The following is a 16,097-nucleotide window of genomic DNA, read 5'->3' as shown; positions in this document are numbered from 1 at the left end:
CTCCCGTAAAATAGCGTTGGGCAGCAGCCGTTGGTTATGCCTGGCGATGACAGAACGGGATAAATGGACAAGACATAATGAATAAAAACAATCTTATCGGTTTCATTCTCATTGGCTTAGTGCTTATTGGTTTCAGCCTCTGGAATCGTCCTTCGGAGGAAGAATTGGCTAAGCAACAGCAAAAGGAACTGATTGAAAAGAAAAACAAGGAAGAGCAAACGAAGGCTAAGGCTAAGGCCGATGCCGCACGCGCACAAGCCCTAGAACAGGCTACCACCGACACAGCTGCCCTTTTTCATAAGGCTTTGATTGGCGAGGCCAAGCCCATCGTGTTGAAGAACAGCAAGCTAACACTTCAACTCAACACCAAGGGCGGTGTGGTAGATAAGGTTATAATAAGCAACTTTACCGATAGAAACGGGCATAAAGACCTTACCTTGTTTCAAGGAAAAGACCAAAGCCTTAACTACACATTCTCAACTAAGGACGGATATGTAAGTACGGCCGACCTGTTCTTTACGCCTTCGGAAGTTACCGACACCACCGTTACCTTCACAGCCGAAGCGGCAGCAGGCAAAACACTTACCATTAAGTATGTGTTGGACAACGAATATATGCTGCACACAAGCATCTCGGCTACGGGAATGGGCGGAATACTCAACCCTTCGGTTAATACTGTGGACATTAATTGGCAAGAACGTTGCGCACAACAAGAGAAAGGATTTACCTTTGAGAACCGTTATGCGTCGTTAACCTACCACAAAACGGAGGGCGGAACAGACTATTTAAGCGAGAGTTCGGAGAAAATAGACGAGGTTATTGAAGACAAAATAGATTGGGTAGCCTTCAAAAACCAATTCTTCTCGGCTGTTATGATTGCTAAAACCGACTTTGGCACGAACGCCACACTAACGAGCATCCCTCAAGAAAAGGGTTCGGGATACCTCAAACAATATCAAGCCAAGCTTAAAACCGCTTTCGACCCAACGGGCTCACAACCCACACAACTCGATTTCTATTACGGTCCTAACGACTTCCGCTTGCTCCAAAAGATGGAAAGCAAGAGCCATTTCGGTAAGGATTTAGAGTTAGAAAGGCTCGTTTACTTGGGCTGGCCGTTATTCCGCATCATCAACCGTTGGTTCACCCTCTATGTTTTCGACTGGCTAACGGGACTAAATATCAACATGGGTGTGGTACTTATCCTCATTACCTTGCTCTTGAAGTTCATCACATTCCCCTTGGTGAAGAAGAGTTACCTAAGCTCGGCCAAGATGCGCGTGCTTAAACCCAAACTGGAAGAGGCCACCAAAGAGTTTAACAAGCCCGAAGACCAAATGAAGAAACAGCAGGCCATGATGAGCGAATACGCCAAGTATGGTGTCAGTCCGCTTTCTGGTTGCTTGCCCATGCTTATACAAATGCCCATTTGGATTGCGATGTTCAACTTCGTTCCCAATGCCATCCAACTTCGCGGAGAAAGTTTCTTGTGGATAAAGGACCTCTCCACTTACGACCCCGTGTTGGAGTGGGGGCACAACATTTGGCTCATTGGCGACCACCTGTCGCTCACTTGTATTCTCTTCTGTTTGTCTAACGTGCTCTATTCGATGATGACCATGCGCCAACAGCGCGACCAAATGGTTGGTCAGCAGGCCGAACAAATGAAGATGATGCAGTGGATGATGTACCTCATGCCGGTGATGTTCTTCTTCATGTTCAACGATTATTCGTCAGGACTTAACTTCTACTATTTCGTCAGCCTGTTCTTCAGTGCAGCCATTATGTGGCTTTTGCGTAAAACCACCAACGACGAAAAGCTGTTGAGTATACTGGAAGCCAACTATAAGGAGGCACAGAACAACCCGCAGAAACTTAAAGGCCTATCTGCTCGCCTGCAAGCCATGCAGCAACAGCAACAAGAATTGCAACGCAAACGCGAGCAGCTTGGCAAGAAGTGAGCCGAGTGAATAACCCCTAATTCAATTGATACAACATAACAAGCGAATTTAAAACATCCGACGGATTATGGTTTGTGCCCTAACAAGCGCACAACTGTAATCCGTCTTTTAAAATAAGGAATTAAAAGCACTAAAACCTATGAAGAAATCTCTAGCCCTGGCGGCAATGGCTTTGTTGGCTGTCGCGCCGCAATCAATTGGCCAAACCATGATCGGTAAGAACGAAATTACTTTAAAAAGCGACCTTATGACACCTGAGGCCCTTTGGGCAATGGGGCGCATCGGTGGGGCACAAGCCTCGCCCGACGGTAAGCTCGTTGTCTATCGCGTGGCTTATTACAGCGTGCAAGAAAACAAGGGACATCACATGCTCTTTGTGTCTAATGCCGACGGAACAAACAAAAAGCGACTCACTACAACGGCCGACAACGAAACCGACGCCGCATGGATTGAGAACGGACGCCGCATTGCGTTCCTAACAAAAGGGCAACTGTGGAGCATGAACCCCGATGGCTCCGACCGAAAGCAGCTTACGCACAGTGCCACCGACATCGAAGGGTTTAAGTTCTCGCCCGATGGTAAGAAGGTTGTCCTTGTTAAGTCAATCAAATATACAGGCGTTATCCAAGCCAACCCTACCGACCTGCCCAAGGCCACAGGCCGAAAAGTAACCGACTTGATGTACCGCCACTGGGACCATTATGTTGAAAGCATACAACACCCCTTCGTGGCAGATGTTCAAGCAGACGGCATAACCGAAGGTAAGGACATGTTGGAAGGCGAACCATACGAATGTCCAATGGAACCATTTGGCGGCGTTGAGCAATTGGCATGGAGTCCCGACTCTAAGACTATTGCCTATACTTGCAGGAAGAAAACAGGGCGCGAGTATTCCATCTCTACCGACTCGGACATCTATTTGTACGAACTGGCAACAGGAAAAACAACCAACCTTTGCAAGCCTGCCGACTATAAGGCTCCAGCCGTTGATGCTACCAAGTCGTTGAGAAACCAAGCCGTGAACCGTCAAGCCAAAGATTATAACGTGGGTTACGACGTTAATCCCCAATTCTCTCCCGATGGCAAGTACGTGGCTTGGCAAAGTATGAAGAGAGATGGTTGCGAAAGCGACCGCAACCGCCTTTGCATTTATACGCTTGCAACGGGTGAGAAACGCTACGTTACCGAGTCTTTCGATTCTAATGTAGACGATTATTGCTGGGCTGCCAACTCGCAAACACTTTATTTTATCGGTGTTTGGCACGGCTGTGTAAACATGTATCAAACCAATTTGGTTGGTAAAGTGATGCAACTCACTGAGGGCTGGCACGATTACGCCTCGGTTCAGTTGTTGGGCAACACGGGTAAGCTGCTCGCCATGCGCCACAGCTACTCGCACCCCGACGAACTTTTCGTTGTTACACCTTCTAAGAAAGAGAAGAAAGCCGACGTAAAACAAATTACCGACGAGAACAAGCACATCTTCGATCAACTTGAAATGGGCAAGGTTCAACAGCGTTGGGTTAACACCGTAGACGGCAAGAAAGAATTGGTATGGATTATCCTTCCACCGCATTTCGACCCCAACAAGAAATATCCCGCCTTGCTTTTCTGCGAAGGAGGCCCACAAAGTCCAGTTAGTCAGTTTTGGAGTTACCGTTGGAACTTCCAAATCATGGCTGCCAACGGCTATGTAATCATCGCCCCCAACCGTCGTGGCTTGCCTGGATTTGGTTCTGAATGGAACGATGAAATATCAGGAGATTGGACTGGACTCTGCATGAAAGACTACTTGGCCGCCGTAGACGATGCTGTTGCCAACCTGCCTTTCGTAGACAAAGATCGTCTTGGCTGTGTAGGCGCAAGCTTTGGAGGATTTAGCGTTTACTACTTGGCCGGTCATCACGACAAGCGTTTCAAGGCTTTCATCTCTCACGATGGTGCCTTCAACCTCGAAGCCATGTACACCGAAACAGAAGAGAATTGGTTCTCAAATTGGGAATATGACGATGCGTATTGGAACAAAGACCAAACGGCCAATGCCAAGCGCACATACGAAAACTCGCCCCATCGCTTTATCGACAAGTGGGATACGCCCATACTCTGCATTCATGGCGAGAAAGACTATCGTATCAACGCCACCCAAGGCATGAGTGCATTTAACGCTGCACGTATGAAAGGCATCCCTGCCGAGTTGCTTATTTTCCCCGACGAGAACCATTGGGTGCTTAAACCACAAAACGGCGTGCTATGGCAACGCACATTCTTCGAGTGGCTCGACCGTTGGTTGAAGAAATAAAATGAGCGTGGTGAGTTGACGTTAACTTGCAAACAAGTAACAAACCAATTTGTGAATTTGTGAACTTATCAACTTATAAACTCGTCAACTCACCCACGTAGCAACAGAAAACATTAATATCGAATAATTGTTAATATCTATGACAACAATCAACAACGCAACAAGCACCTTACGCGATTCAGCAGCAGCACGTTGGACGGCCTTGTTGCTATTGGCCATGGCCATGTTCTTCGCGTACATCTTTATGGATATCTTGTCGCCAATTAAGGACTTGATGGAATCCACACGTGGATGGGACTCTACCGCTTTCGGCACATACGCTGGCTCGGAAACCTTCCTCAACGTCTTTATTTTCTTCCTCATCATCGCAGGAATTATCCTCGACAAGATGGGTGTGCGCTTTACAGCCATCCTTTCAGGTCTTGTTATGCTCACAGGAGCCTGCATCAATTGGTACGCCGTAACCGAATCGTTCATGGGGTCTTCGCTCGAACATTGGTTTTCGGATAATCTCAACTACATCCCCTTGTTCGACGAACTTGGCGTATCTCCTTTCTATGCAGGTATGCCAGCCTCTGCAAAATTGGCCTCCATCGGTTTCATGATATTCGGTTGTGGTGCCGAGATGGCCGGTATAACCGTTTCGCGTGGTATCGTAAAATGGTTTAAGGGCAAAGAAGTGGCCTTGGCTATGGGGTCAGAAATGGCCTTGGCAAGACTTGGTGTTGCCACCTGTATGATTTTCTCGCCCGTTTTCGCCCGCTTGTTTGGACGTGTAGACGTTTCTCGTTCAGCCGCATTCGGCCTTATCTTGTTGATGATTGCCTTAATCATGTTTGTAGTTTACTTCTTTATGGATAAGAAACTAGATGCACAAACAGGCGAGGCCGAAGAGAAAGACGACCCCTTCCGCATCTCGGACATTGGCCAGATACTCCGCAGTCAGGGCTTTTGGATTGTTGCACTCCTCTGTGTGCTTTACTATTCGGCCATCTTCCCCTTCCAAAAGTATGCAGTTAACATGCTGCAATGCAACCTAACCTTCACACACCTGGCCGAAGGCGATTTCTGGGCTTCTAACACGGTTACGATTATCCAGTATTTTGTGATGATAACCATTGCTGCAACAGCCTTCACTAGCAACTTCAGCAAGAAAGCATCCTTAAAATATGGTTTGCTCTTCATTTCATTGCTATTCCTCGTTGGCTATTGCTTTATCGCTTACAAACGTCAATCGGCTGAGGCCATCTTTGCTGTGTTCCCACTGTTGGCCGTAGGTATTACTCCCATCTTGGGCAAGTATGTCGACCACAAGGGTAAGGCAGCCTCCATGTTGGTGTTGGGTAGTGTGCTCCTTATCGTATGCCACCTTACGTTTGCCTTTGTTCTTCCCATGTTTAAGGGCAACGAAATAGGCGGTGTAACACTCGCTTTTGTCACCATCCTTATTCTTGGTGCTAGTTTCTCATTGGTTCCTGCATCGTTGTGGCCATCGGTTCCCAAGTTGGTAGACAGCAAAATCATTGGTTCGGCATACGCGCTCATCTTTTGGATACAGAACATTGGTTTGTGGCTCTTCCCCTTATTGATTGGTAAGATTCTGAAAGCCTCCAACCCCGACATTGTTCAAAGCCTTGAAGCAGGCACGCTTTCACCAGCCGAGGCTGCGACATCTTACAACTACACCAACCCCTTGCTCATGCTGGCTATGTTGGGCTTGGTGGCTCTGTTGCTAGGCTTGTACCTTCGCGTTGTAGACCGCAAGAAGGGTTACGGCCTGGAAGAACCTAACATTAAGCAATAAGCAACTTGTTTTGCTTAGCATGCTTATGTGTGTATGTGCCTTGTTTGGCATAGTTGTCACAATATAATATGGTGGCTGAATTTCTTTTGTGAAGTTCAGCCTCTTTTATTTAGCCCCAATCGACTTATTAAAACATTTACTAACTAGTGCTTACAGAATAATTGCAACTCGCTGATTATTAGATATGTATTTACTATTTTATTCATCTTTTTCACATAAAGTTAGTACCTTTACAGTGTTAAAGGAATACACAGTATACATCGCAGAATAAACAACTGACCCTGGATTTGTTCAGATCTCCGTTTGAAGATTTGGAAAAGCATGACCGTTGGGGCGTTCTCGATGAAATGTTTCCCTGGGCAGAGTTGGAAAAGGTTTACTACACCAAGTTTCATCGCGATAAGCGAGAGGCTGGTAATAAACCTGCACGTATGGTTATTGTTGTAAATGATTATCAAGCACAAGCTTAACTTGTCTGACGAAGAGAAATTAAAAGGCTCGCGGATAAACCGTGAGCCTTTTAAAAAGAAGGAGGAGGAAGTGTTTATGACTTCCATTTTGTATTTCTTAGCGTTGTTTCAGGCCAACTATTGCCGAGGGGAAACTGGTTGAGCCGCGCTATTTATTCTTTAATGGCGATTTTCTTCACCCGGTTGAGGTGTCGTCCGCCTTCGAATGTGGCAGAGAAGAACCCGTCGAGAATCTTCTTTGCTGTTTTGTTGTCCACAAACCTACCTGGCATAACTAGCACATTGGCGTCGTTGTGTTGGCGGATAAGTTGCGCAATCTCAGGCATCCAAGCCAATCCGGCTCTTACGCCTTGGTGTTTGTTGAGGGTCATGGCCATGCCCTCGCCGCTTCCGCAGATGCCAATGCCGGGATAAACCTCGCCGCTTTCGATACCTTCGGCCAAGGCATGGGCAAAGTCGGGATAGTCACTGCTTTGGTCACTGTATGTGCCATAGTCTTTGTACGGATAACCATGCTCTTCCAAGTATTGGAGAACGTATTGCTTGAGCGGGAAGCCTGCGTGGTCGCAAGCGATACCAATAGTTTTTATTTCCATACTACTCTCTTATTAATGATTTAACTTGATGATATACATTCTCTGCGGTGAAACCTAGCTTTTCGTCTAGCACCTTAAAGGGAGCCGAATAGCCGAAACTGTTTAGCCCATAAACTTTTCCGTTACAGCCAACAAGACCTTGCAACGTTACGGGTAGCCCCGCTGTTAAGCCGAATATCTTAGAACCAGTGGGTAGTACTTCTTCTTGGTATTCTGCGCTTTGCGTACGGAACAATCCTTCGGAAGGAACACTCACGATACGTACTTTCACTCCGTCTTTTCTTAGCAGCTCGGCACCTGCCTCCAATGTGGCTACCTCCGAACCAGAGGCCAAGAGTATAACGTCGAATTGACTGTCGCTGCCTGCAACCACGTAAGCGCCACGGCGAGCAAGTTCGTAATTGGTGTCGGGATGTATGTTCTTCACGTTCTGACGCGAAAGAATGAGTGCCGTTGGCGTGTTCATATTCTCCATCGCCATTTGCCAACATACGGTTGTTTCGTTGACGTCGGCAGGGCGGAATACGCGAACAGAGTCTTCACCGCAATGATTTTTCAGCTTTTCCATCAACCTAATTTGCGCCTCTTGCTCCACAGGTTCGTGCGTAGGACCGTCTTCGCCAACGCGGAAAGCATCGTGCGTCCAAATAAACTTGATGGGAACACGCATGAGGGCAGCCATACGTATGGCAGGTTTCATATAGTCGGAGAACACGAAGAAAGTTCCGCAAGCAGGTATTACCCCCCCATGCAGATACATGCCAATGCACATGCAGGCCATGGTAAGCTCGCTTACGCCGACTTGGAGGAAGGCTCCCGAAAGGTCGCCACGTTTCATTTCGCGCGTTTTATTGAGGAAACCGTCTGTGCGGTCGCTGTTAGAGAGGTCGGCCGACGAGCAAACCATGTTCGGAACTTGCTCTGCCAACAGCCCCAAACAAGCTGCCGAGGCCACACGTGTTGCGGCATCGGGCTTTTGAGTCAGTGTGCTCCAATCCACTTGGGGTGCGTTCCCGCTGAACCAGTCCTTCATTTGTGCGGCTAGTTGTGGGTTGTTTTTTGCCCATTCGTTTTCTTCTTGGTGTCTTTTGGCTACAATCTCTCTTAGTTCTTCATTGCGTTTTGCATAGAGTTCTTTCACTTCGGGGTACACTACGAAAGGTTCGTTGGGGTTTCCGCCTAGGTTAACGATGGTTTTTTGGTAGGCCTCTGCGCCGAGTGGTGCGCCATGTGTGCCGATATGGTGTTCGAAACTAGACCCATCTGCTCGCAATGCGCCTTTGCCCATCACGGTGTTTCCAATGATAAGTGTGGGTTTTTCTTTCTCGGCTTTGGCCTCGTTCAGTGCTCGACGTATCTCGTCGGCATCGTTTCCGTCGATGGTTATCACCTTCCAACCCCACGACTCGTATTTGGCGGCAGTGTTTTCGCAAGTAACTACGCCGCATTCGGTAGACAATTGAATGTCGTTCGAATCGTAAAACATCACGATATTGTCTAGTCCCAGTGCACCAGCCAATCGGCCAACGCCTTGCGAAATCTCTTCTTGTATGCCACCATCGGATATGTATATATATATGGTGTGCTGCATCATGGTGTGCGAGAGTTTCGTTTCGAGGAATTTTTGGGCAACAGCAGCACCTGCACCGTAGGCATGCCCTTGTCCTAGCGGTCCCGAAGTGTTCTCTATGCCGCGTTGCACATCTCTTTCGGGGTGTCCAGGAGTGGGCGAACCCCATTGGCGAAATTGCTGAAGCTCGTCAATCGTAAACTTTCCTTGCAGCGCCAAGGCCGAATATAGCATGGGCGACATGTGCCCAGGGTCGAGGAAAAAGCGGTCGCGACCTTCCCATGAGGGGTTTTCTGGGTCGTAAACAAGGAACTCTGAGAAGAGAACATTAATGAAGTCGGCACCACCCATCGCTCCGCCAGGGTGTCCAGACTTAGCTTTTTCTACCATTGACGCTGCCAGAATGCGTATGTTGTCCGCAGCCAAATTCATCAATTTCTTATCGTTCATGTATTGTGGTTTTTAGTTAAACATGTTCGTTAATATGTGTTTTGCTTTCGGGATGAGTCATTCCTTCCTGAATATGGAAACAAAGTTACAACTTTATGTTCAATAAAACAATTGATTTTAGGTGTATCTTTCACTTTATAGCAATTTTAAATGCAAGTGCTGTTGAAGGGTGTAAGGCGTTTGTTTGTTGGGCGGAATAAAGGAAAAGGCCGCAACACGCTATCTATTACGAAGATAAGAGCGGTTGCGGCCTGTTTCTTTTTGTCTATTCACTCTCTGGGCGAGCATGCCTTGTTGGCTGACATCTCGTTTATCAAGCTTTAATTAAAGAAGTTCCAGCTTAGCCCGAAGTACAACATGCGGTCGTTAAGTGGGTAGTGAGGAGCGAAGAAGTATTTTTTGTTACCGCTGCCTGCATTGATGTGGCTCATCAAAATGAAGAAACGAGCTTGTTTAAGATGGAAGTTGGCGTACACGTTAACAAGCGGATAGTTGCCAATTTTCACCTTGTCGGTTTGGGCTTGAACGGTAAATTGCCCCAGCGCAGGACTATAATCGGGTGCGTTATAGGCGGTAAAGTATCGCATGTCGGCTCCGAAGTCGCACTTTAACACGTGTGCTATCTTAAACCGCAGGTACAGATTGGTGTAAATATTGAGGGAGGGTAGGGGCAGAACGTCGGGATGACTGGTGCGTTGCCACGTTACTACGCTCTCCCAATTGAGTGGTCCGAAAGTGAAATCTTGTGTCAATTCGGCCGTTAGCAGGTTTATCGCTGCACTGCTTTGCTCAACGTTTACAGTGTTGCCCGTGCGTGTAAAGTCGCTGTTTATGGTGTAGTTCTGTGCAAAATACGTGTGGTTCTTCAACTCGTCTACGGCAAAACGCAGTTTGGTTCGCGTCTTTTGAGAACTCAACGTGGCTTGCAGGCGCGAGTGTATGGTCATAGATAAGCTGTTGTTCTCCCACCAGAAGTGGCGCGATTGGAAGTGACGGAAGTAGAAACCTGGGTTAATTCGATGGAAAAAAGCGTTTGCAGCGAGACTGACAGTGTCTCCGAGCAACGGGAAATTAAGGTCTGCCGAGGCGTCTACTTTCAGTTGACCAGCATCTTTGCCCAAGAACCACGTCTCTGCCGTAACGCCATAGTGTAAGGTTTTGCCTTGCGTTTTGGCCAATTGTCCGCCGAAACTCATGGTTTGTTCGTTAAAACTTTCTAGCCTTCCTTGCGTGTTGGGCAATTCGTAGTGGCGTATGTCGCTGCTTATAAATGCCTTTATGCCTGCCTTAGCCCACTTGTTGAACCCTTCGAGCAAGGCCAGGGCCAACGTGTTTTGTAGCCTATGGTGGCGTGTTTCGTCGAAAATGGAGTCGCCTGTTAGCTTGCCAGCGTTAAAATATGTGTTGGCATAGTAGTTGGTTGGCGTTTGGTGAGCCTCGTAAATGCGCTTGTAGTTTTCGAATTTAAGCGTGTGTATGAAACTTGTAACGGGCACATACTCGTTTTTCAGCCACGAAGTATCTTTCTTTGGCTGGTCGCTTTGTGCCATCAAGCTGTCTGCTTGTGCCTTGCTACTAACGGTAATGCGGCGCGTAGAGCGTGCCGAATCTTCTGGCTCTACGCCTGCAATCTTTGCATTGTCGGGGCGACCGCCATACGCTTTGTCGTCGGTTGCATTATCGCCAGCCTTACTTGTACGGCCATTTTGTTTCTTTTCGCGTTGTTTCTTGTCTTTTTTAGCCTCCATTGCGAACTTCTTGGCAGCAATTTCTTCTTTGGTCATGGGTACTTTTCGGTTAAAGCCGATGTTGTAACGATGACTGAAAAAAATGCTAAGATTATCGTTCCTGTTCCAGTTTTTGGTTAAGACGGTAGGAATTTCGTTCGTGGTGAAGTTCTCGCTGAACGTTTCGGGATGGGTGATGTAGTTGTCGTTGGTTATTCCCCCGTTCTCGCTAGCCTTTTGATGGTTGGTAGAAAACAACAGATGCGCTTGGTATCTGTCGCCGATGTACGACCCATACATGGTGTAATTAAACATGGCCGTACTTTGGTTTTGGTAGAAACCGCGCCCATAGTTGTAGTCGAACTTGAAACCAACGCCCACGCGTTTGCCTGCATTTACGCCAAACAAAGCCGTGAAATGGTCTTCGCCGTCGGTCTTGTCGCCACAACTGAAATAGCTGAGATTGGTTATGGGCGACAGCGTATTGGTGAAAAGGAACTTGTCGGCAGGCACAATGAAGTAGCTATAAGGCTCAGTAAAGATAAACTGACCATCAGCCGACCTGTCTACGAACACGCGATTAAGTCTGGGCGACGACAAGTTGCCCAGCATATTGTACTCACCTCGCATGCCATAAGTAAAGGCTTTGTTCATAAACATGTGCGAGAGGGTGTCGGGTTGCGCCGCAATGCGGTCGCCAAAGCGTGGGTCAACGGTCCACACTTTCAGCCCCACGGGTATCTCCTTGTTAGAACCCAGCGAGTCTTTCCTGTTCTCTTTCTTGCCTGTTGAGAAGTTTCCGTTCTCGTCAAAGCGAGTGAAGTCGTCTTGTGCAAGTGCCGACGACAGTGCCAACGACAGCATTGCGGCCAGCATGAATAACCTGTTCATCTAACGAATAAAGCGGAGTATTGTTTCGGCAATTTTGAAAACCATCGACCCCAGCACGATAAACGTGCCTACGGTGGTGTCTGATAAGAAATATACGGATACGCCAATAATGGCTCCGATGATGAAAATAATATTCAGTATGTTCCTTATGGGCAAGAATTGGTCTTGCTCCTTATCTGGTCTTCTATGTCTTCTTTGTGGATATTGCGTTTCCATACAAATGCGATTTGTGTTGCTATTTATTTTCTTGCTGTGCGGAATTGGCGTGGTCGGCATGGTGTCTTATTGCCTCAATCGCTGCTTAATGGTCTCAAACACCTCGTCTTTACGGTCGATAGTCTTGCGCCTAAACTTGCCCGACATCTTGCTAAGCTTGGTCTTAGCCTTGTTTAATCCATATTGGTCTGTAATCCATTTCTCGGCAGTAGCCTCCACTCCGCTGCCTTCACCGCGGTTCATCTCATAGGCATAGCTAATGCGCGAGAGGGTTAGGTTAAGCTTTCCGTCTGAACATTTGGCAATGAGCGTGTAGTTAAACACTGTTCTGTCTAGCGAAAGAAAAGTGCTTTGAAACACCAACCACTCTTTAAGTCGTGCCGCGATGATATGTTCTTTCTTGTTAACCAGTGCAATCGAACTTTCGGGGAATTGGTTTTCGCCTTTGGTTAAGTCTTCAATCGCCGCGTAGGTAGCGTCGTAAATCTCTTGTGCACTTTTACCAGGGAGGTCTAGTTCGTAATCAAACACCACCTTGCCGTCTACAGTTGGCACTGCGCCTTCTAGGTATTTGGCTTGTTCGGTGGTGGTTGCGCTTTCTTTTTTGCTTTTTGTTTGTGTAGATTTGTTTTGTTCCTTACTTTGTGGACGTTCCCAATCGTTTTGTGCGAACGTGAAAACGGGAACGAAGAGTAGTGCTAAAAATAGTTTCCTTTTCATTATAATAAACTTTATTACTTACCTCGTTGTGGATGAATATAATTGCTGTTTGCGTTGTTGGCGGCCTATATTGCTGATGGTTTGCATCATTTGCCGTTATCTTTATTGAGTGAATGTGGTGTTGGCAGGCTTAACAAGGTTGTGCAACCTCTATGTTTGCCGCTTGTTTGCCCACATTTTCAACATACAAATTTACAAAAAAATAGATGGATGCGTCGCCAATATTCAATATTTAACTAAATGGCACAACGAAGAGTTATTGATGTGGCTCGCATGCTATGGACAACAAACATCCGCATGCGAGCCACTTTGATGAATGAAACAAGCTTGGACATAGCAGAGGACAACACCTTAAAAGCCACAAGGAATGTTTATAACACTGTGGAGTATTTGTCCCTAAGCCTGCCTACACTTGTTTATGTCTGTAAAGGTTCTTATTCCTTTCTGACTAACAGAAGGTTAAATGTAAATACCTACACCAATTCTGAGGCCAACTGTTGAGTACTTGGAATGGCTTTTAAACGATTGGTTGTAGTACAGCGAAGGTTCGATAGTAACAGTGCGACTAACGAAGAATGCGTAGCCCAACTCAAACCCTGGCATGATGTCGTTATAGTTGTGGTAGGTGTGTACAAGGCTTGCATTGGCTCCAACAAATAGGCCGTTTTGTTCAATATAATATCTTAGTCCAGCCCCAACAGAAATATAATCGGGCACGGTTTCATTACCATAGTGGTTGTAGGCGAACTGTCCTAACACCATCCAGTCGTCTTCAAAGAAATAACCAGCCTTAGCTTGCACGCCGAAACTAAACTTATTGTTGCCGTTGTAGTTGATGTCCAGCCCCGAAAGCGAACCTGCCACATACACTTTTTCCTCTTCAAATTGTGCGCTTGCCGTGAGCGTAAGCATCAACGACACGAAAAGCAAACCTAATTTCTTTTTCATTTCTACGGGATTAATCTTTAATTCAATTTTGATAATTCTCTTTCTGCAACTGTTGTCCTGCTAGCGGTTGGCACTATGCCACAAAAAACCGCCTTAAACAGGCTTTAAGTCACATTAACTGCAAAAGTAAATAAATTATTCGACAAATGCGAGAAATATACTTATCTTTGCATTCATTATATATTTAGGTCTCCTTGCGCTTGCATGTGGAAGGCCTAAACAACAATACAAGGCACAAACAAATAGAAGAGAGATATTCTGATGATAAAGCAATCCTCATTTTTACGTCGATTTTTGCTGTTGTTTCTCACGTTTTTTGTCGCGACAACGCTCCTCGCACAGAAGTTTTCGTTTTCAAAACCCAATGCACTTAACGGGTGGAAACTGCCTAAACGCGAGGTTAGAGCGGTGTGGCTCACCACCATTGGCGGATTGGATTGGCCACGTTCGTATGCTCAAAACGATTTGGCGGCAAGCAAACAAAAGCAAGAATTACGTGGCATTTTGGACAAACTTCAACGCGCAGGCATCAATACCGTTTTATTTCAGACACGCATTCGCGGCACGGTAGTCTATCCTTCGCTGCTCGAACCGTGGGATGGATGCCTCTCTGGTGTACCAGGAAGGTCGCCAGGCTACGACCCTTTGGCCTTTGCCATAGACGAATGCCATAAGCGAGGGATGGAGTTGCATGCTTGGGTGGTGACTATTCCCGTGGGAAAGTGGAACGCACTGGGTTGCAAAACGCTGAGAAACAAATATCCGCACCTGATAAAACGGATTGGCGAAGAGGGTTATATGGACCCCGAAAACCCAACAACAGCCACTTATTTAGCCAACATCTGCAAAGAAATATCCGACCGCTACGACATTGATGGCTTGCATCTAGACTATATCCGCTATCCCGAAACATGGAAAATAAACATTGCGCACGATGCTGCAAGGCGAAACATTACGGCCATTGTGCGTGCCATTGGCGAGAAAGTTAAGGCCAATAAGCCTTGGGTGAAGTATAGCTGTTCGCCTATTGGCAAGTTTAACGACCTTAGCCGTTTTGCAAGTAATGGCTGGAACGCATACACCAAGGTTTGCCAAGATGCGCAAGGCTGGTTGCACGATGGGCTAATGGATGCCCTTTTCCCCATGATGTACTTCCAAGGCAACAATTTTTTCCCTTTTGCTATCGACTGGGCAGAACAGAGTTATGGGCGAATGGTGGTGCCTGGATTGGGTATTTACTTTATGTCGCCCAGCGAAAAGAACTGGTCGCTCGACATCATAACGCGCGAAATGCAAGTGTCTAGGCAGTATGGCATGGGGCATGCCTATTTCAGAAGTAAGTTCTTTACCGATAACTTGAAGGGCATATACACCTATGCTCAACAAGTTTTTACGCCAACTTTGGCCCTACCACCCGCTATGACATGGGAAAACAGCAAGCTACCATCGCCTCCAACGGACTTAAACACGAGCGAAGAAAACGGAAACGTTTTCGTTAGTTGGCGTGGTGGCCGTAGCACCAACAACTCGCCATATATTATATATAATGTGTATGCCAGCTCGTCTTATCCTGTTGACGTTACCGATGGTCGCAATCTCATAGCCATGCGCTATGCAAAGAACAGCATTGAGGTTAGTCCGCGAAACGCACAAATGTATTTTGCTATAACAACGATGGACAGATATGGCAACGAAAGCCAACCTTTGCAAACACGAAAGGCGGCAGGCGGCAGCAGAAGCGAACTTAAAATGCTGCCTTACAGTGACGGAAAGGTGTTGCTGCCCAAGTCGGCCGATGCTTTGTGGGGACGTGTTTGGGTTGTTGAAACCTTGCAAGGTCAACACGTTGCAACGCTTTCTTCGGTAAACGATAAGCTTGATGTGCGCGGCATAGCCAATGGGGTATACGTGTTGCGTGCCCTTAACAATAAGGGGGTGGGGCATCGTTTGGGAATGTTCACTAAAAGATGGATACGCAGTCCATTCGATTAAATATTTCCTGGTACTTCAATCAACACCGAAGAACGGTAAAGGCCCACTCTTCAATTTCTTCGGAAATGAATAGGCCGTGATGTAGGTAAAACTGCGAGATGCAATGGCTTGCTTTTAGTAACTATTCAGCAATAAGGCGTACAAACTATTATTGATTACCAACAAGTTACATAAACAGACACGTACAAATTCTGGTAAAGTAATGTCATTTCGAGACTTTTTCCACAATATTACGTTTATAAGTTCTTGATAATCAACGTTCATTATTGCAGAATAGTTACTTGCTTTTATCTTGTTTGCTAACAAACAGCAATTGGTGTGAGTGGCCCATCCGTGAGACACAATTGCTTTTTGTCTAGTTTTCAGCAAGAAATTTAACATTCTGAGTGCCCATTTTGTCCACCAATCACTCACCTTGCCTCAAAAAATCGATTCTCGTGAAAGTTGGTTTTG

General features: G+C 46.6%; 11 protein-coding genes. 5 read left to right on the top strand and 6 right to left on the bottom strand.

The annotated features are described in order from the left end of the window. Positions 1 to 77 precede the first annotated feature (77 nt). The 4 genes from yidC to HMPREF0670_RS03170 all read left to right on the top strand — a co-directional run bounded on the left by yidC (position 78) and on the right by HMPREF0670_RS03170 (position 6,534). Positions 78 to 1,961: a membrane protein insertase YidC gene (gene yidC / locus HMPREF0670_RS03185; RefSeq protein ID WP_009229722.1), complete on the top strand. Its 1,884-nt coding sequence runs from the start codon at positions 78 to 80 to the stop codon at positions 1,959 to 1,961. A gap of 139 nt (positions 1,962 to 2,100) precedes the next feature. After that, entirely contained in the window at positions 2,101 to 4,260 is a 2,160-nt protein-coding gene (locus tag HMPREF0670_RS03180; RefSeq protein ID WP_044077657.1) for an alpha/beta hydrolase family protein, read from the top strand. A 139-nt stretch (positions 4,261 to 4,399) separates the two neighbouring features. After that, positions 4,400 to 6,064: an MFS transporter gene (locus HMPREF0670_RS03175; RefSeq protein WP_044077656.1), complete on the top strand. Its 1,665-nt coding sequence runs from the start codon at positions 4,400 to 4,402 to the stop codon at positions 6,062 to 6,064. A gap of 287 nt (positions 6,065 to 6,351) precedes the next feature. Further along, positions 6,352 to 6,534 (top strand): hypothetical protein, encoded by a 183-nt coding sequence (locus HMPREF0670_RS03170; RefSeq protein WP_009229719.1) that lies wholly within the window; start codon positions 6,352 to 6,354, stop codon positions 6,532 to 6,534. A 152-nt stretch (positions 6,535 to 6,686) separates the two neighbouring features. Here the strand turns inward: HMPREF0670_RS03170 and rpiB are convergent, their stop codons facing one another. From rpiB to HMPREF0670_RS03140, 6 genes are all read right to left on the bottom strand, one after another. After that, positions 6,687 to 7,130: a ribose 5-phosphate isomerase B gene (rpiB, locus tag HMPREF0670_RS03165; RefSeq protein ID WP_009229717.1), complete on the bottom strand. Its 444-nt coding sequence runs from the start codon at positions 7,128 to 7,130 to the stop codon at positions 6,687 to 6,689. 1 nt (position 7,131) lies between these two features. Continuing rightward, positions 7,132 to 9,150, bottom strand: coding sequence for a transketolase family protein (locus HMPREF0670_RS03160; protein WP_009229716.1), 2,019 nt, complete (start codon positions 9,148 to 9,150; stop codon positions 7,132 to 7,134). Positions 9,151 to 9,470: 320 nt separating this feature from the next. After that, the gene (locus HMPREF0670_RS03155; RefSeq protein WP_044077654.1) at positions 9,471 to 11,768 is read right to left on the bottom strand and encodes a putative porin; all 2,298 of its coding nucleotides are present in this window, start codon (positions 11,766 to 11,768) and stop codon (positions 9,471 to 9,473) included. Beyond that, entirely contained in the window at positions 11,769 to 11,984 is a 216-nt protein-coding gene (locus tag HMPREF0670_RS03150; RefSeq protein WP_019188379.1) for a hypothetical protein, read from the bottom strand. A 66-nt stretch (positions 11,985 to 12,050) separates the two neighbouring features. After that, positions 12,051 to 12,704: a DUF4468 domain-containing protein gene (locus HMPREF0670_RS03145; RefSeq protein ID WP_009229714.1), complete on the bottom strand. Its 654-nt coding sequence runs from the start codon at positions 12,702 to 12,704 to the stop codon at positions 12,051 to 12,053. Positions 12,705 to 13,163: 459 nt separating this feature from the next. Further along, on the bottom strand, positions 13,164 to 13,652 hold the full coding sequence (locus HMPREF0670_RS03140) for an outer membrane beta-barrel protein (RefSeq protein WP_009229711.1): 489 nt from the start codon (positions 13,650 to 13,652) through the stop codon (positions 13,164 to 13,166). A 261-nt stretch (positions 13,653 to 13,913) separates the two neighbouring features. On the opposite strand from HMPREF0670_RS03140, the gene HMPREF0670_RS03135 reads away from it, so the two are divergent. Then, entirely contained in the window at positions 13,914 to 15,644 is a 1,731-nt protein-coding gene (locus HMPREF0670_RS03135; protein WP_044077653.1) for a glycoside hydrolase family 10 protein, read from the top strand. Positions 15,645 to 16,097 lie beyond the last annotated feature (453 nt).

Source organism: Prevotella sp. oral taxon 317 str. F0108 (assembly GCF_000162415.1).
GTDB lineage: Bacteria > Bacteroidota > Bacteroidia > Bacteroidales > Bacteroidaceae > Prevotella > Prevotella conceptionensis.
Note: the sequence above shows the minus strand (reverse complement) of the source record. Positions and strands in the feature narration are given on the sequence as shown.